Origin of the sequence: Kitasatospora sp. NPDC094028, from assembly GCF_049543595.1 — a bacterium.
GTDB lineage: Bacteria > Actinomycetota > Actinomycetes > Streptomycetales > Streptomycetaceae > Kitasatospora.
On record NZ_JBMVFA010000040.1, the window covers coordinates 32329 to 48447 of the forward strand.

Genomic DNA, 16119 nt, shown 5'->3' on the forward strand with positions numbered 1-16119 from the left:
CGCACTTTCCTTGCATCAGGTCTTCGGAGCCGGCCCCGGCCCGGATTGGGGTGACTTCACCGCGACGGGCACCCGAGCGGGCACGGACATCCCAGGCGCGCCGGAGAAGGCGGCAACGGAAGGGGGGCGGCCCGGCTTCAGCCCGTGATCGCCTGTTCGAGGAGGTCGACGGCGTCCGCGAGCGTACGGGGAATCGCGGCGCCGGCCGGGGACGTGCCGCGCCCCCAGCCGGGCCCGGCGGCGACCACGACCGCCCCCGCGCGGGAGCCGCGGGCCCCCCACGCGCTGGCGCCGACCCGCCGCACCAGCTCGCGGTCCGCGCTGCGCTGGTCCTGGGACCAGATCATCACCGCCCCCGGGCCCAGCCGGTGGACGGCGTCGAGCAGCGCCCGGGGCGGGACGGCCGCGCCCAGCATGCGGAACGGAAGCCCGCGCTCGGTCAGCGCCGCGGCCGTCGCCTCCAGCGGGAGGGTGTGCAGCTCCGTGGGTGTCGCGGCCAGCAGGACGGGCGGTGCGGGCCGGGTGCCGACCGTACCCACCGCCGCGCCCCGCAGCGCGGTGGAGACGTGCCAGGACAGCAGGTGCTCGACCTCGACGTACTGCTCGCCGTCCGCCGCCCACTTGCGGCCCGCGGCGCGCAGCGCGGGCATCATGACCTCCGTCCACGCGTCGATCACCCCGAGCGTGTCGACCGCCTCGTCCAGGATCCTGACGACCTCCGGCGCGTCCAGGCGCACCGCCGCCCGGGCCAGGCCTCGGCACTCGGGGCGCACCGTTCCCACCCGCAGCGCCCGGCTCCCGCCCGGGCCGGGGCCCGGCTGCCCGTCCGCCCGGCGCGGCTCGGGGCGTCGGGCCCCGTCGTCGTCGGCGGCGCGCTCGGCCAGGGCCGCGCGGGCGGCCTCGCCCGGCGGCACCCCGCGGGCGGTCAGGCGGCACATCGCCTCCAGCACGGCGATGTCCTGCCGGCTCCAGCGGCGGTGGTGCCCGGCCTCCCGGTGGGCGGGGCCGATGCCGTAACGGCGTTCCCAGGAACGGACGGTGGCCGGGGACACCCCGAGCCGCTGGGCCACGCCACCGGTCGGCAGACCCACGTCGCGCAACGGGTCCGAGGCAGCGGACGAGCCGCCGCCCCGCCGTGGCCCGGCACCGCCCGCAGCGGACGAACCGACCATCCCGCGTTCCTCCCTGCGGCGGCCCCCGCGCGGCCCGACCGACTCCGGCGCCGCAGGCCCGCGGGCCCGGGCCACTCGCGGCCGGGGATCCGCCGGCCGAGCGTCATGACGTCCTCCCGGAGCCGGGAAGTCCGGGGAATCCTACCGGGGTTGCGCTCCGGTTCCGGAGCAGGCCCGCCGCCGTCACCGCGATGCCGCCGCCACGCGGCCCGATCCGAGGACCGGCTCCCCGGCCGGCCGCTCGCGCGGCCCGGGACGAACCTCGTCGGGCATGATCGCGCCCCGGAGCCGGATCAGACCGTCGCGGATCCGGGTCTTGACGGTGCCCAGCGGCACACCGACCCGGTGCGCGATCTCCCGCTGCGTGTACCCGCCGTAGTAGGCCAGCACCACGGCCTCGCGCTGCGCCGCGCTCAGCTGCGCGAGCGCGGACCGGACCCGCTGCCGGTCCAGCGAGCGGACCGCCTGCTCCTCCGGCGGATCGCTCGCCACCAGCTCGCGGAACCCGGCCCGCTCGTCGCGCTCGGTGGACGCCCGCACGGCCCGCACCCGGTCCACCGCCCGGTGGTGCGCGATCGTCAGCACCCACGCCATCACCGAGCCGCGCTCGGCCCGGTAGGCGGCGGCCGTCCGCCACACCTCCAGCAGCACCTCCTGCGCGACCTCCTCGGCCTGCGCCGGACTGCGCAGCGTCCGCAGCGCGACCCCGTACACCGGCCCGGCCACCGCGCGGTACAGCGCCTCGAAGGCCGCCTGGTCACCGCGGGCCGCCCGCCGCAACAGACCAGGCAGCTCCTCGGCCACCGGCACGGAGCCACCGGCGAAGCCCGCGCCACTCTCGGTCCACGTTCGCGAAGTCACGCCCTCACCGTGCAGCGACGCACGGCACATCAGCCAGTCGAACCGTTTGTGCAGCGTTTCGCCCGTACCGCGAGCGACTTCGCCGGGGTCCACGGTCCGACCGGCCAGCGCAGGTCTGGTGTGGTCACCGGGCAACCGGGGCGAGGAAACCGCCGTGGGGCAACCGCTTATCCGAGGAGGCCGGCTCGGCGCCGGCGGCTGCGCAGCGCCAGCCAGAGGGGCGGGGCGATCGTGAGCAGCGCGGCGCGCCACACCGTGAGCGCCTCGACGTCGTCGGCGATCAGCCAGATCCACAGCCAGGCCAGCCACGCGGGTTCGAGGGCGATGAACGCCCAGCCCGGATCGGTGTTCGCGCGTCGGGCCAGCGCCCGACGACGCAGGACGTACCCCACGACGGCGGGCAGGGCTATCCCCACCGACAACAGCGCCAGGGCGACGGCGGCACCTTCGCCGTCCCCGTCCGTGCCCTGATCGGACCGGCCTGCCGGACCGACCCGCGACGGTGCCGGCCCCGAGGCGAGGGGCTCGGCCGGTGCGGGGTGCGGAGCAGGGCCGGCCACCTGGTCGGTGGACGCCCGCGATCCGGGGGCGGCGGTGGGAGGCGGGCCCGGGTAGTACTGGTAGCCGTACCGCTCCTGCGGGCCGAGCTGTTCGTTGTGCGTGTAGGTGTTGCCGTGCCCGTCGTGCGTCTTGCGGCTGTGGACGGCGCCGTTGGCGTCGTTGTAGTACTCCGTCGACCCCTGCCCAGGGTGCAGGAGCTGGTCGGGATCCGGGACGTACCGCTCGCGATCCACTCTGCCTCCGGGGGCTCGGCAAGGGGTGACGGGGAATCACCGCCGCCCAGTGTGGCAGCCCGCCGCCCCGCCGGTGCACCGGCTCCGCCCCGCGGCCCGTGGACAGGCCGCCCGGGTTCCGTCAGAGGCCTCGGGCAACGGTCGACAGCACCGCCGCGACCGCGGCCCGGACTTCGGCGTCGGGCAGTCCCCGGAGCGGGCCCTCCACGAGCAGGTCCGACAGGCCGTGAACCGCCGACCAGGCGGCGTACTCGGCGCCGGGGCGGCGGGCGGCAGGGAAGGCGCCGAGCCGGACCAGGTCGTCCAGGTGAGCCGACAGGATGGCGTACGGGTGCGCGGAGGGTTCGCCGTCCGCTGCCGACACTCCGGCCGGCCCGCCTGCGGAGGCCGGGCCGTCGTCGGAGGCCGGGCCGTCGCCGGAGGCCGGCCGGTCGTCGGAGGCCGGACCGGTGCCGCAGAAGGCGGTCCGGAACCAGCCGGGCTCGGCCAGGGCGAAGTCGATGTACGCCCGCCCGATCGCCTCCAGCCGCGCCCTGGCCGCCGCGACCTCGTCGGGGAGGTCGACGGCCGCCGACCGGCTGATCATCAGCCGCCCCAGCCGGTCCATGCAGCGCGCCGCTACCGCCGCCAGCAGGTCCTCCTGGCCGGCGAAGTGCCGGTACGCGGCGTTGTGCGAGACGCCCACCTGCCTGCTGACCTCGCGCAGGACGACGGCGGCGGGACCTCCCGTCCTGGCGAGGTCGAAACCGCTGGCGACCAGCGCCTCCCGGAGGCTCCCGTGGTGATACGGCCGGGTCATGTCGGCTTCTCTCTCCGATGTTGACAATGTCCACTTTGAGGTGGAATGTAGCAAATATCCACATGTTCCCACCGTCAACATCGAGGCGACCGCAGTACCCGCTCCATTCCACCCGTCCCCCCGTTCCCCCTGGTCGGAGGCGGCCATGCCCCACCGAACCGTGCCCCGGCGCTCGCTCGCCCTCGCGTCCGTCTGCCTCGCGGCCTTCGCCATCAACCTGGACACCACGATCGTCAACGTCGCCCTCCCCGATCTCGGGCGCGAGCTCCACGCGACGACGCGCGACCTCCAGTGGATCGTCGACGGCTACAACCTCTCCTTCGCCGCCCTCGTCCTGACCGCCGGATCGCTCGGCGACCGGTTCGGGCGGCGGCCCGCACTCCTCACCGGACTCGTCGGCTTCGCGCTCACCAGCGCGCTGGGCGCCGCCGCCGGCTCCTCGGGAGCCCTGATCGCGGTCCGCTTCGCCATGGGGGCCTGCGCGGCGATCATCTTCCCCACCACCCTGTCGGTCATCACCAACTGCTTCCCGGAGCGCCGCGAGCGCGCCAAGGCGGTCGGGCTGTGGGGCGCGGTCACCGGTCTCGGCGTCGCGGTCGGCCCGGTGGTCGGCGGACTCCTGCTGGCCCACTTCGCCTGGCCGTCGGTCTTCCTCGCCCTCGTACCGGTGGCGCTGATCGCCCTGGCCGCCACCTGGCTCTGGGTGCCCGAGTCCAAGGACCCGTCGAACGCCCGCCTGGATCCACCCGGACTGCTCACCGCCTCGGCCGCCATCGGCGTCCTGGTGTACACGATCATCGAGGCGCCGACCCGGGGCTGGGACCAGCCCGCCACGCTCGCCGGTTTCGCCGCCGCAACCGCGCTCACCACGGTCTTCCTGGTGATCGAACGCGGGCGCGGGCACCCGATGGTGGACCTCACCCTGTTCCGGACCCCGGCCTTCTCCGCCGCCAGCGGCGCGGTCACCGTCGCGTTCTTCGCACTCTTCGGCTTCATCTTCCTGGTGACGCAGTACTTCCAGTTCATCCGCGGCTACGGCGCCCTGGCCACCGGTGTGCGGATCCTGCCGGTCGCACTCACGATCGCCCTCGGCTCGCTCGGCGGTGTGGCACTCGCCGCCAGGGCGGGCACCCGCACGATCGTGACCACCGGCCTCCTGATGCTCGGGGCCTCCTTCGGCTGGATCGCCCTCTCCCCCGCGTTCCAGTCCTACGGCCTGGTCGTCGGCCAGATGGTCCTCATCGGCCTGGGCCTCGGCCTGACGACCGCACCGGCCACCGAGTCGATCCTCAGCGTCCTGCCCCCGGCCAAGGCCGGGGTCGGATCGGCCGTCAACGACGCGACCCGCGAGACCGGCGGAACCCTCGGGGTCGCCATCGTCGGCAGCGTCTTCACCTCCCTCTACGCCTCCCACCTCTCCGCGACCGGCTTCGCCGCCCTCCCGGGCGCGACGCTCGCCACCGCCAGGGGCTCGGTGGCCGCGGCGCTGCACACGGCGGAAGCCGCCGGCCCGGGCGGGGCTCCGGCGCTCCGGGCAGCGGTGCGGGACTCCTTCATGGCCGGATTCCACACCGCCTGCACCGTCGGCGCGGGCGTCTGCCTGCTCGGCGCCGTCCTGGCCCTGGCGCTCCCCGGCCCCCGCTCGGCGCCCGTGGCACCTCGCCGGGCGCGGACGCCGGCCCCGCTGCGGCGGTGAGCCGAGCCCTGCGGCTCGCGCCGCGGTCTGCGGGCGGTGGCGACTCCCCGTGGGCGGCCGGTCAGCAGGTGCAGGTCGAGCGCCTGACCGGTCGCGAGCCGATGCAGCCGGCCGGTGCCGCGCTGCTCCAACTCGCCTGGCAGCACCGCGAGGTGCTGCTGCCGTGACCGGCGGACGCGGTCGCTACCGGGATCCGGCGAGGTCCGGCGAGGTCCGGCGAGGTCCGCCCAGGACGCCGGCCGCGCGGCGGAGCGGGTTCAGGCGGCCGCGTCGACGAGCGCCCGGAGCAGCCGCTGGGGGTCTTCGGCGAGCCGGTTGCAGACGTAGAGCCACCATTCCGTGCCGAACACGACGTACTCGCGGGTGGGGTGGCCGCGCTCGGCCATGGCGTCGAGGCGGTCGGGCCCGAGGCCGAGGAGGGTCTCGAACTCCCAGGGGGCGCCGCCCCGGTTCCGCCCGCCGAGGTGGCGGTCGATGCGGTCGATCAGCTCCCGGTCGTGGGTGGCGAAGGAGCACAGGTGGCCCGAGTCGGCCAGCTGCTCGGCGTACGTCAGGTAGGCGGCGGCCAGCGCCGGGGCCTCCCGCCGATGGGCGATGCTCTCGGGTTCGAGGAAGGCGCCCTTGACCAGCCGGATCCGGCCGGGCCGGGTGAGCAGCTCCGGCAGGTCGTCCGCGGTGCGGTGCAGACGCGCCTGGACGGTGATGCCCACGTGGTCGAAACGCGCGCACAGCGCGCGGTGCACGGCCAGCGCCGCGTCGGTGCGGTCGGAGCCCTCGGCCGAGATCATCATCTCCCGCCCGGTGGCGGCGGTGGCCCGGGCGATGCGGGAGGCGTTCGCCAGCGCGAGCTCCGCGTCGACGGCGAGCCCGACGTGCGACAGGTCGAGGGAGATCGAGCACCCGGGCGGCAGGAGCCGGGCGGCGGCGAGGAACGTGTCGGTCTCCTCGACGGCCCGCTGCGGGTCGCGGCAGCTCTCACCCATGTACTCGACGCTCACCCGGTGGCCGGCGGCCAGGATCTGCCGCGCGCGGTCCAGGGCGTCGGGGAGGGTTTCACCGGCCACGTACCGCCGGGCGACCTTGCGGGCCAGGGGGCCCAGCACGGGGTCGCCGGGGATGCGCCACTTCAGCTCCTCGTCGAGCGCCAGGGTGCGCAGGACCTGGGCCGTCCGTGCCGTGAGGTCGGCGTCGGCGATGTGCGTGTGCGTGTGCATGGACATTCGGTACCTGGCTGTTCGCGTGGTGGGGGGTGACGCCTGCGAGCCTTCCAGGGCGGGGCACCCGCGAGGAGTGGCGGAAACGACGGATAGGCTGAAATTCCTGCCACCGTCGTGAGAGGAGATCGGGGCCCGTGCTCCGCGATGTCGCCGTCCTGGCCCTCCCGGGCGCCCACGCCTTCGAGTTGGGCGTCTTCTGCGAGGTCTTCGGCATCGACCGCGGCGACGACGCGCTCCCCGTCTACGACTTCGCCCTCGTCTCAGGACTCTCCGGCACCGGCGACAGCGTCCCGACCCGGCACGGCTTCGAGGTGCGGACCGGGCACGGCCCCGAGCGCCTGGCCTCGGCGGACCTCATCTGCGTCCCGGCCTACGACCCGCGGCTGCGGCAGTCGGACCGGCTGGCCGAGGAACTGCGCGCCGCCGTCGATCGCGGCGCCCGCGTCCTGAGCATCTGCACCGGCGCCTTCCTGCTCGGCGAGGCCGGCCTGCTGGACGGCCGGCGCTGCACCACCCACTGGCGATACACCGACGAACTCGCCCGCCGCCACCCACGCGCCCTCGTCGAATCGGACGTCCTCTACGTCGACGAGGACCCGGTCATCACCGGCGCCGGCACCGCCGCCGGCGTCGACACCTGCCTCCACCTGATCCGCAAGGAACACGGCAGCGCCGTCGCCAACGCCATCGCCCGCCGCATGGTCGCACCCCCGCACCGCGACGGCGGCCAGCACCAGTACCGCGAACGCCCCCTCCCCCGCCCCGGGACCGGCTCCCTCGCCCCCGTCCTCGCCTGGATCGAGGCCAACCTCGACCAGGACCTCACCGTCGAGGCCATGGCCCGCCACGCCCACCTCTCCGCACGCACCTTCGCCCGCCGCTTCCGCCAGGAGACCGGTACCACCCCCCTGCAGTGGCTCACCGGACAACGCGTCCTGCTCGCCCAGCAGCACCTGGAGACCACGGACGAGCCCGTCACCGTCATCGCCCACCGCACCGGCTTCGGCAGCATCGACACCCTCCGCCACCACTTCGCCCGCCGCCTCGGCACCACACCCCAGGCCTACCGCCGCACCTTCGGAACCCCGCCCACCACCGGCTGACCCCGGGACACGGGCACCAGCGTGCCGAAAGCGGCCGTCAGGCCATGGCCCCGGTTCCTCGCCGTCAGGTCCGGCGGGCGTGGGACGTGAGGCGGTCGGCGAGCGCGGTGACGAGGTGGCGCAGTTCGTCGGGGCGCTCGATGACGAACGGCCGGTCGAGTGCGGCGAGTGTCCGGGGCAGCCAGTCGAGCTGCTGAACCCGCAGCTCGACCCGCAGCCAGCGCTCGGACGCCGGGTCCCGGCCGGCCGCGGGCTCCTGCTCCTCCAGGGTCGCGACGGCGGCGGGGAGGTGCGCGCGGATCTGCTCGGCCGTCCCGTGGATCCGCAAGGTCACCTCATGGCGGTACTCGGCCGTGGCGAATCCCGACAGCACGCGCTGGGCCGGACCGGGCCCCACGGGCGTGTCGAAGGAGCCGGGCAGCGTCCGCGCGTCCGCGATGCGGTCGAGCCGGAAGGTCCGGCCCTCACCGATGCGCGGGTCCTCGCCCGTGACGTACCACCGGCCCGCGTGGGCGACGATCCCGTACGGGTGCAGGGTGCGTTCGCTGCGCCGTCCGTCGCGGTCGGTGTAGCGGATCGAGACCGGCCGGTGGTGACGCACCGCATCGGCGATGGTCAGCAGCAGCCCGGCGTCCGGGGTGTCGAATTCGCCGGGCTGGTCCGTGAAGGCGAGTGCGTCCAGCAGGGTGTCGAGCCGGCGGGCGATGTGCCGGGGCAGGACCCGCCGGATCTTCGCCGACGCCGTCTCGTTCGCCGTGCGTTCCGCCGTCGTCAGCCCTGTGCGGCGGCCGGCGAGCAGGCCGAGCAGCACGGCCAGCGCCTCGTCGTCGCTGAGCATGAGCGGAGGCAGGCGGTAGCCGGGGGCGAGCCGGTACCCGCCGTAGCGGCCGCGCAGCGACTCCACGGGCACGTCGAGGTCGATCAGCTGGTCCACGTACCGGCGCACGGTGCGCTCTTCGACGCCGAGGCGGTCGGCGAGTTCGGCCGCGGTCCGGGTGCCGCCCGACTGCAGCAGTTCCAGGAGTGTCAGGACGCGGCCGGTGGGTCGTGGCATGTTTCGCAGCCTAACGCGAATACCGGACCGGTTCTGTCCACTATTTCTCCTAGCCTGCGACGTGCACCCCACCAGTACGGCCAAGGGCCAAGGAGATTCCCATGGACTTCGTCTCGATCCGCATCATCACCGGCGACGTGGCGCGCCTCGTCGAGTTCTACGAGCGGGCGACGGGGGCGCGGGCGATCCGGTTCACCGAGGACTTCGCCGAGCTCAGGACCGGCGGCGCCACCCTCGCGATCGCCGGCACCCGCACCGTCCCGCTGTTCGCCGCGGGCTCCGCCCGCCCGGCGGACAACCACAGCGTCATCACCGAGTTCCTCGTCGACGACGTGGACCGCGTCCACCGGAACCTGACCGGCTTCGTCACCGAGCCCACCACGATGCCCTGGGGCAACCGGTCACTGCTGTTCCGCGACCCGGACGGCAACCTCGTCAACTTCTTCACCCCCGTCACCCCGGAGGCCATCGAAAAGTTCGCCCGCTGACGCCACGCGCAGTCCCCTGCGCGGTGGGCCTACCGGCCCGGGGGCGGAGGCGGGGCGAACCGTGCCCAGCGAGCGCGGTGCCAGCGGACGCACTCAAGGTCGACATCGTGGCGGGGGTCGGTCGCGAGACGCCGGCGGACTGTTCCGGTGACCGTTTCCACGACGTGCAGGTCGTCGGTCAGGTAGAGGCCGCCCAGGTCGAACTGCGTGTGGCAGTTCGGGCACAGGCAGAGGACGTTGCCGGTGTAGTCGTGGCCGCCCTCCCCCAGCGGGCGGATGTGGGCGCCTTCGCTGGCCGCGTGGCGTGGTCCGGGGATCCTCAGGACGCTCGCGCACATCTGGCAGCGGTTGCCGTGCCAGCCCTTGACGTCCCGAACCACCGCGCTGTCCCGCTTCACCTTGCCTTTGCGGCTTCGCACTGCCCCGGCCGGTACGGCGGCCGGGGCGCCGGCGTCGGCGTCATCGGCGCCGTCGCCGTCGCCGAACGAGGAGAGCGCCCCGGGCGACCCCGCTTCCGGGGAACCGGTGGCGGAAGAGACCCGCACGTCGGTGTCGGCGAGAATGCCTTCGACGAGGTCCGGATCGGCGGGGCTGAGCAGCCGGGCCCGGTCCCGGCACGAGCGGGCCACGAGCGACCATGCGGCCTCGATGTGGCTACCGGTGATGACCTGCGTGTCCTCGGCGAGGGCGAGGGCCGCGGCGATCCGGTGCGTGTGGTCGGGCAGGCGAAAGAACTGCCCCTCCGGCAGGACCGGTTGACTGTCGAAGAGGTCTTCGGTGAGCCGAACGGGCCAGAACTTCTCGGCCGCCTCGCCGGTCATCCGGAAATCCAGTCGGCCGACCGGCAGGCGGCGGGAAATGCGGGCGAGTTCCTCGACCGCTTCCGCCGCCGCCGTGATCTCCCGGCGGGCGGCGGACGCCCTGCGGGATCCTGCCTGCTGACGGCGGAAGATCAGGAGCCGGTTGGCGGAGGCCGGGGAGGTCTGCGCGTCGTACCGCCAGTCGTGCTCTGGCATCTCCCACAACACGCCGATCCTCGGCGGCTTCCCCGTAGGGCCGGAGCCGCGCAGAGCACGCAACTCGCCGTACGGGCGGTACTCGCCGCCGTCCCAGGCGACCCTGAGGGTGCTTGCGAGGAACTCGTCGGAGGACTTCCTGGCGCTGCCGTGCTTGATCGGGCTGCCGGTGAGCAGCATGGAGAACGCGGTGCCGGGCGGGGTGCGCCGGGTGGTCGCGGCGCGGGCCGCCCGCAGGCGGGTTTCGGTGGTGACGTCCGGGTGGAGGCCGAAGTGCGGAAAGCGGTGCGGCTCCAGGCCCGCGTTGCGCAGGGCCGCGGCGAGCGGGCGTCGGTCCTCCGTCGTCAGGAACGCCGCCCAGACCACGCAGGACCGCCACGCGGGCATGACCGCCGCGGGGGCCGCCGCCGCGGACCACCAGCACAGGGCCGCCGCGTAGGCGTCCTCGGCGTGGACACCGTCCCGCAGCGTTGCCAGCCGGGCGACATCGCCCAGCGGACCGCGTATCACCACACCGGACACCGCGCCCTCCCCTGCTCTGCCATCGTGCCTCGGTGATCATCCATCACCCCACTGACAGGAGCCGCCCGCGCAGTGCCCGCGGGTGCCCGCGCCATCGCGGCCCTGCCCCCGGCAGCGCAACGGCCTTGTCCTTAAGGGTGGCGGCCCGCCGCGTCCCCGGGATCAGCCGGGGCCCCGGTCCGGGTCGGGCCCGGGGCCGGCTCCGCCGCCGGGTCGACGCCCGGCGGGACGGTCGGTTCCTAACCTCGGTGGCATGACCCGCATCCGCCGCACCGCCGTCGCCGTCGCCCTCGCGATCGTCCTGCCACTGCCGATCGGCGCAGCCGGTACGGCCTTCGCCGCCCCCGCCGCCGCCCCCGCCGTCACCCTCTCCACCGCCGTCCCGGCCCCGCCCGGCCCGGGAGTTCAGCTGGCGCTGCCCCGCCCGAGCGGCCCGCACGCGGTCGGCGTCGACACACTGCACCTGGTCGAGCGGGACCGCCCGGACCCATGGGTGCCGAGCGCCGGGCCACGGCAGCTGATGGTGTCGGTGTACTACCCCGCCCGCTCCGGCACCGGCCGGCCCGCGCCCTTCATGACCACCGACGAGGCGACGAACTTCCTGACCATGGAGGGCAGCGGCGGCGCGTTCCCGGCCCGCGCACTCGCCGAAGCCCGCACCCACGCGTCCGCCGACGCCCGCCCGGAGCACGGCAGGTACCCGCTGGTGGTGCTCTCGCCCGGCTTCGGACTGCCGCGCCAGACGCTCACCGGCCTCGCCGTGGACCTGGCCAGCCGCGGCTACGTGGTCGCACTCGTCAACCACACCTACGAGGACTCCGGAACGACGTTCCCCGACGGACGGACCCTCGGCTGCGCGCTGTGCAGCCTGCCCGACGTGAAGGACGCCGACAACGTGCGGAGCCGCGCCGCGGACCTCTCGTTCGTCCTGGACCAGCTGACCGGCCGCCGTCCGGCCTGGCAGCACGCGCAGCTGATCGACCGGCGCCGGATCGGCACGGCCGGGCACTCGCTCGGCGGCAACGCGGCCATCGCGACGATGGCCGCCGACCAGCGGGTGCGGGCCGGCGCCGACCTGGACGGCAGGTTCTTCCTCCCCGTCCCGGCCGAGGGTCTCGGCCACCGCCCGGTGCTGCTGCTCGGCAACCCGGTCAACCACGGCGCGACCGGCGACGAGCCGAGCTGGGCCGCGAACTGGGCGAACCTCGACGGCTGGAAGCGCTGGCTGACCGTCACCGGATCCAACCACGTCAGCTTCACGGACGTCCCCGTCCTCGCCGACGAGGCGGGCGTCACCGGCGTGGACGGCTCGATCCCGTCCGCGCGCGCCGAGCAGCTCACCCGCGACTACGTCGCGGCCTTCTTCGACGAGCAGCTGAAGGGCATCCCGCAGCCGCTGCTCGACGACCCCTCGCCGACCGATCCGGAGATGGTCTTCCAGGGGTGAACCAGGGCGGGGCGTCCCGAACTCCGGGCCGGCCGGTTCAGCGGGACTTCGCGGTGGAGGCGCCGATGCGCGCCCGTACGACGGCCGCCGGTGGGTGGCGCACCGGGTCGGGCCGGACATCGTCGGCCAGGGGCGACGAGCGCAGGACGTGGTGGTACCCCGCGGCGTCGCCGCGCAGGCACTCCAGGTACAACACCCGCAGGATCGCGGCGAGTTCGGCCCTGGTGACGTCCACGGTGTGCCGCCGGGAGCCGCCCACCGGACGCGCCCTGGCGATCGCCGCGCCCAGCGCGGCGGTGTCCACACCGGTCAGGGCACCGGCCTCGGCGTCGGCGCAGACGGTGCGGAGCAGGGGCAGGTCGATGCCGCGCACGCTGATCGTCGTGTCCGGCCCGCAGTCGGGCGGGGGCGCCGGGGCCTGCTCGGCCGGGCGTTCCCGCAGCCCGCGGTAGCGCAGGAGGTCCTGCCCCAGCTCGGTGGCCCGCACGGCCCACGCCGGACGGGAGGAGGCCGTGGTGAGGGCGTCCAGCACCTCGGGGCCGGCGGCCTCGCACAGCGCCGCTCCCACGAGGCGGCGGACGATCCAGTGGCCGGCGACCCGGCGTTCCAGCGGCAGGGCCCCGGTCAGCCAGCCCGGGCTCTCGGCGACGAGGGCCTCCAGCATCGACCACTCACCCGGACTCAGGGTCACAGGTTCCTCCCTCAACGTGACTACGCCGCATCCTGCCACGCCGGTCCACCGGGGCGCCCCGGCTTTCGAACTTCTCGGGTACGCGGCGATGTTCGCGGCCGTCGACCTCGGGAGCCCGCCGGAACGGCCCCACCGGGGCCCTCGGGTGCGCCGCCGTCGGCGGGCTGTTGGTGGATTGTTGGGCCGCTGTTGGGGAGCCCTGTCAGCCTCGTGTCCTCTCCGCGTGACCCGTCCTCCGCAGCGAAGTCGAGGGCGGGCGCGCGCACCACAAGCCGGAGGCAGCACACGTGAAACCCAGAATTCCCCGGTTCCGCCGGATCAGGGCCACCCTGACCGTCGTCGCCATGCTGGTGACCGGTCTGACGGTCTCCGCGGGGCAGGCGTCGGCCCTCGACAACCCCTTGGATTTCCAGATCCAGAACAAGGCGACCGGCCTGTGTCTCCAGGCCGTGTCCAGCTCCGACCGGGCGGACCTCACGGTCGCCCCCTGCGACACCAGCCCCGATCAGCGGTTCGTCGTCACGGACCACGACACGTTCATCGACACCGCCTCCTACCGCTCCTGCCTGGCGGCGGACCCGTACGGCGACGCCGTGTCCGTGGCCTGCGACAGCGACAGCTACAACCCCCACTGGATCCGCGGCTCCGACAACGGCGCCTGGACGACCATCAGCAACCCCAACGGCTGCTACCTCAAGCTCCTCAACAACAAGCTGCCCGCCTGCATGCCGGGCTTCCAGGGCGACAACGCCCAGTGGCGCATGATCCGGGGGCGGTCGGACCACCACCGGGGCACCGAGGCGGGCAACGGCCGGGTGAAGTGGGCGGACTTCTGGGGCCGGGGCAAGGGCGACGACTACATCACCATCGGCTCCACCGGAGCGGTCACGGTCTGGCCGAACAACGGCGGTGACGGCCACGGCGGTTGGGGCCAGCCCGTCCAGGTCGCCACCGGCATCACCGCGGACCCCGACCGGGTGCGCTTCGCCGACTTCGACGGCGACGGGCTGCCCGACTACATCGCCATCAACCCGGACGGCTCGGTGCACGTCTACCTCAACCGGGGCGGCGACACCGGCGGCGGCTGGCAGGACCTCGGCATCGTCGCCTCCGGTCTGACCACCGACCTCAGCCGGGTGCGCTTCGCCGACATGGACGGCGACGGCCGGGCGGACTACAACGCGATCAACCCGGACGGCTCCGTCACCACCTACCTCAACCGGGGCGGCGACACCGGCGGCGGCTGGCAGAACCTCGGCAAGACCGCCACCGGCCTGACCACCGACCAGAGCCGGGTCCGCCTCGCCGACCTCGACGGCGACGGCAAGGCCGACTACGTGGCGATCAACCCGAACGGCTCGGTCACCGCCTACCGCAACAACGACATCTACCACGGCCAGTGGGACCCCATGGGGCAGATCGCCACCGGCATCACCACCAACCAGAACGCCGTCGCCTTCGGCGACTTCACCGGCGACAACCGGGCCGACTACATCACCACCGACCCGTACGGCAAGGTCAACGTCTACCGCTACGACGGCGGCAGCAACTGGACCAACCTCGGTCAGATCGCCACCGGCGCCTGATCGCCGCCCTCCGCCACCCGGGGGCCTCGGTCCGTCAGCCGAGGCCCCCGCGCCCGACCCACACCACCTCACGTCAAGGGGGGAACCTTGAAACGCATCCTGCTGTTCGGCCTGAGCGCCGCGCTGGGCGTGGCCGGTGTCGCCGCCGCGCCGAACCCGCCGTCCGCCCGAGCCGCCCAGGGCGCGCCCGCCGTCACCCCGGCCGTCGCCGCACCCTCGCTGCGCGTCATGCCGCTCGGCGACTCGATCACCGCGGGCGCCGGCAGCGCGACCGGCTCGTCCTACCGCGCCCCGCTGTGGAACCTGGTCGCCGGCCAATCCCGTTACACCGTACGGTTCGTGGGCTCCCAGGCCGGCGGGCAACTGCCCGACCTCGCCCACGAGGGCCACTCCGGCTACATGATCGACGACATCCGCGCCGGGATCGACCAGTGGCTGGCCTCCGCGCACCCGGACGTCGTGCTTCTACACATCGGGGTCAACGACCTCGACCGGGGCGCCGACCCCGCCCACGCGCCCGACCGCCTCAAGACCCTCCTCGACCGGATCTACGAGGACCGGCCCGGGGTCGCGGTGGTCATGGAGGGCGTGCTCCCGAACACCCAGGGGCTCCAGCTCCCACCGCCCGAATACAACGACGGGGCAAGGCAGTTGCAGGCGGTCGAGGCTGAGGCCGGGAACAGCTTCCGGTTCGTGGAGCCGCCCGCCCTGGCACCCGCCGAGATGTCCGACCGCCTGCACCCGAACGACAGCGGCTACCGGCGGATCGCGCAGGCCTTCTACGGCGGGCTGGACCAGGCCTACTCCGCCGGCGCCGCGCGGGCTTCCGTAGCCTCGAACACCGCCAGTGAGTCGGGCGGCCTCGGGCGGGTCAGGTACGCGGACTTCGACGGCGACGGCAAGGCCGACTACCTCACCATCAACCAGAACGGCTCGGTGAACGTCTGGCTGAACAAGGGCGGCGACGGGCGCGGCGGTTGGCAGCCCCTCGGCCAGGTGGCCACCGGCCTCACCACGGACCCCGCCCGGGTGCGCTTCGCCGACTTCGACGGCGACGGCAAGGCCGACTACGAAGTGATCAACCCGGACGGCTCCGTGCACGTCTACCTGAACAAGGGCGGCGACGGGCACGGCGGCTGGCAGGACCTCGGGACCGTCGCGACCGGTCTGACCACGGACCCGAGCCGGGTCCGCCTCGCCGACTTCGACGGCGACGGCAGGGCCGACTACGAAGTGATCAACCCGGACGGCTCGGTGCACACCTACCTCAACAAGTTCGTCGACGGGCACGGCGACTGGCAGGACCTCGGGACCGTCGCGAGCGGCCTGACCACCGACCAGAGCCGGGTCCGCCTCGCCGACTTCGACGGCGACGGCAAGGCCGACTACGCCGTCATCGACCCGAGCGGCGCCGTGCGCGTCTACCTGAACCGGGGCGGCGACACCGGCGGCGGCTGGCTGTTCCTCGGCCAGGCCGCCACCGGGCTCACGACGGACCAGAGCCGGGTGCAGTTCGCCGACTTCGACGGCGGCGGCAACGCGGACTACATCCGCACCGACCCGCCGTCCAACGCCGCCACCGTCTACACCTGGAACGGCGGCGACGGACACGGCGGCTGGACCGGTCTCGGCCAGGTGGCGGGCGGAGTGCCCACCGGCTGATCCCGCACGTC

Annotated in this window: 15 protein-coding genes; 7 read left to right on the top strand and 8 right to left on the bottom strand. The window is 74.2% G+C overall.

The features are described 5' to 3' along the window. Positions 1-137: 137 nt before the first annotated feature. From ACPC54_RS36445 to ACPC54_RS36460, 4 genes are all read right to left on the bottom strand, one after another. A complete protein-coding gene (locus ACPC54_RS36445; RefSeq protein WP_498971007.1) occupies positions 138-1172 on the bottom strand; it encodes a MerR family transcriptional regulator in 1035 nt (344 codons plus the stop codon). A 183-nt stretch (positions 1173-1355) separates the two neighbouring features. Next, the gene (gene sigK, locus ACPC54_RS36450) at positions 1356-1982 is read right to left on the bottom strand and encodes an ECF RNA polymerase sigma factor SigK (RefSeq protein WP_498971068.1); all 627 of its coding nucleotides are present in this window, start codon (positions 1980-1982) and stop codon (positions 1356-1358) included. Positions 1983-2200: 218 nt separating this feature from the next. Then, complete coding sequence (locus ACPC54_RS36455) at positions 2201-2827, bottom strand: hypothetical protein (protein WP_498971009.1); 627 nt, start codon at positions 2825-2827, stop codon at positions 2201-2203. 121 nt (positions 2828-2948) lie between these two features. Next, positions 2949-3626: a TetR/AcrR family transcriptional regulator gene (locus tag ACPC54_RS36460; RefSeq protein ID WP_498971011.1), complete on the bottom strand. Its 678-nt coding sequence runs from the start codon at positions 3624-3626 to the stop codon at positions 2949-2951. A gap of 145 nt (positions 3627-3771) precedes the next feature. On the opposite strand from ACPC54_RS36460, the gene ACPC54_RS36465 reads away from it, so the two are divergent. Next, positions 3772-5322 carry an MFS transporter gene (locus ACPC54_RS36465; RefSeq protein WP_498971013.1) on the top strand — a complete coding sequence of 517 codons (1551 nt, stop codon included), beginning with the start codon at positions 3772-3774 and terminating at the stop codon, positions 5320-5322. Next, positions 5319-5489: a hypothetical protein gene (locus ACPC54_RS36470; RefSeq protein WP_498971015.1), complete on the top strand. Its 171-nt coding sequence runs from the start codon at positions 5319-5321 to the stop codon at positions 5487-5489. Before ACPC54_RS36465 ends, ACPC54_RS36470 begins: the two co-directional genes overlap by 4 nt. 90 nt (positions 5490-5579) lie before the next feature. On the opposite strand, the gene ACPC54_RS36475 is transcribed toward ACPC54_RS36470, so the two are convergent. Then, complete coding sequence (locus tag ACPC54_RS36475; protein WP_498971017.1) at positions 5580-6536, bottom strand: proline dehydrogenase family protein; 957 nt, start codon at positions 6534-6536, stop codon at positions 5580-5582. Positions 6537-6673: 137 nt separating this feature from the next. On the opposite strand from ACPC54_RS36475, the gene ACPC54_RS36480 reads away from it, so the two are divergent. After that, a complete protein-coding gene (locus ACPC54_RS36480) occupies positions 6674-7642 on the top strand; it encodes a GlxA family transcriptional regulator (RefSeq protein ID WP_498971019.1) in 969 nt (322 codons plus the stop codon). Between the two features lie 64 nt (positions 7643-7706). Here ACPC54_RS36480 and ACPC54_RS36485 read toward each other — a convergent pair whose 3' ends face one another. Further along, positions 7707-8696 (bottom strand): helix-turn-helix transcriptional regulator, encoded by a 990-nt coding sequence (locus tag ACPC54_RS36485; protein ID WP_498971021.1) that lies wholly within the window; start codon positions 8694-8696, stop codon positions 7707-7709. A 101-nt stretch (positions 8697-8797) separates the two neighbouring features. On the opposite strand from ACPC54_RS36485, the gene ACPC54_RS36490 reads away from it, so the two are divergent. Continuing rightward, entirely contained in the window at positions 8798-9184 is a 387-nt protein-coding gene (locus ACPC54_RS36490; protein WP_498971023.1) for a VOC family protein, read from the top strand. 29 nt (positions 9185-9213) lie between these two features. On the opposite strand, the gene ACPC54_RS36495 is transcribed toward ACPC54_RS36490, so the two are convergent. Further along, complete coding sequence (locus ACPC54_RS36495; protein ID WP_498971025.1) at positions 9214-10722, bottom strand: HNH endonuclease; 1509 nt, start codon at positions 10720-10722, stop codon at positions 9214-9216. Between the two features lie 253 nt (positions 10723-10975). On the opposite strand from ACPC54_RS36495, the gene ACPC54_RS36500 reads away from it, so the two are divergent. Next, entirely contained in the window at positions 10976-12169 is a 1194-nt protein-coding gene (locus tag ACPC54_RS36500; RefSeq protein ID WP_498971027.1) for an alpha/beta hydrolase family protein, read from the top strand. A gap of 37 nt (positions 12170-12206) precedes the next feature. On the opposite strand, the gene ACPC54_RS36505 is transcribed toward ACPC54_RS36500, so the two are convergent. Next, a complete protein-coding gene (locus ACPC54_RS36505; protein WP_498971029.1) occupies positions 12207-12860 on the bottom strand; it encodes a hypothetical protein in 654 nt (217 codons plus the stop codon). Between the two features lie 287 nt (positions 12861-13147). On the opposite strand from ACPC54_RS36505, the gene ACPC54_RS36510 reads away from it, so the two are divergent. Both ACPC54_RS36510 and ACPC54_RS36515 read left to right on the top strand, forming a co-directional pair. Then, a complete protein-coding gene (locus tag ACPC54_RS36510) occupies positions 13148-14446 on the top strand; it encodes an FG-GAP-like repeat-containing protein (RefSeq protein ID WP_498971031.1) in 1299 nt (432 codons plus the stop codon). Positions 14447-14533: 87 nt separating this feature from the next. Continuing rightward, a complete protein-coding gene (locus ACPC54_RS36515; RefSeq protein WP_498971033.1) occupies positions 14534-16108 on the top strand; it encodes an FG-GAP-like repeat-containing protein in 1575 nt (524 codons plus the stop codon). Positions 16109-16119 lie beyond the last annotated feature (11 nt).

Excerpts from the sequence above, each read along its gene's own strand:
- ACPC54_RS36445 (WP_498971007.1), bottom strand. The coding sequence starts at position 1,172 with ATGGTCGGTTCGTCCGCTGCGGGCGGTGCCGGGCCACGGCGGGGCGGC.
- ACPC54_RS36460 (WP_498971011.1), bottom strand. The coding sequence starts at position 3,626 with ATGACCCGGCCGTATCACCACGGGAGCCTCCGGGAGGCGCTGGTCGCC.
- ACPC54_RS36465 (WP_498971013.1), top strand. The coding sequence starts at position 3,772 with ATGCCCCACCGAACCGTGCCCCGGCGCTCGCTCGCCCTCGCGTCCGTC.
- ACPC54_RS36475 (WP_498971017.1), bottom strand. The coding sequence starts at position 6,536 with ATGCACACGCACACGCACATCGCCGACGCCGACCTCACGGCACGGACG.
- ACPC54_RS36485 (WP_498971021.1), bottom strand. The coding sequence starts at position 8,696 with ATGCCACGACCCACCGGCCGCGTCCTGACACTCCTGGAACTGCTGCAG.
- ACPC54_RS36490 (WP_498971023.1), top strand. The coding sequence starts at position 8,798 with ATGGACTTCGTCTCGATCCGCATCATCACCGGCGACGTGGCGCGCCTC.
- ACPC54_RS36500 (WP_498971027.1), top strand. The coding sequence starts at position 10,976 with ATGACCCGCATCCGCCGCACCGCCGTCGCCGTCGCCCTCGCGATCGTC.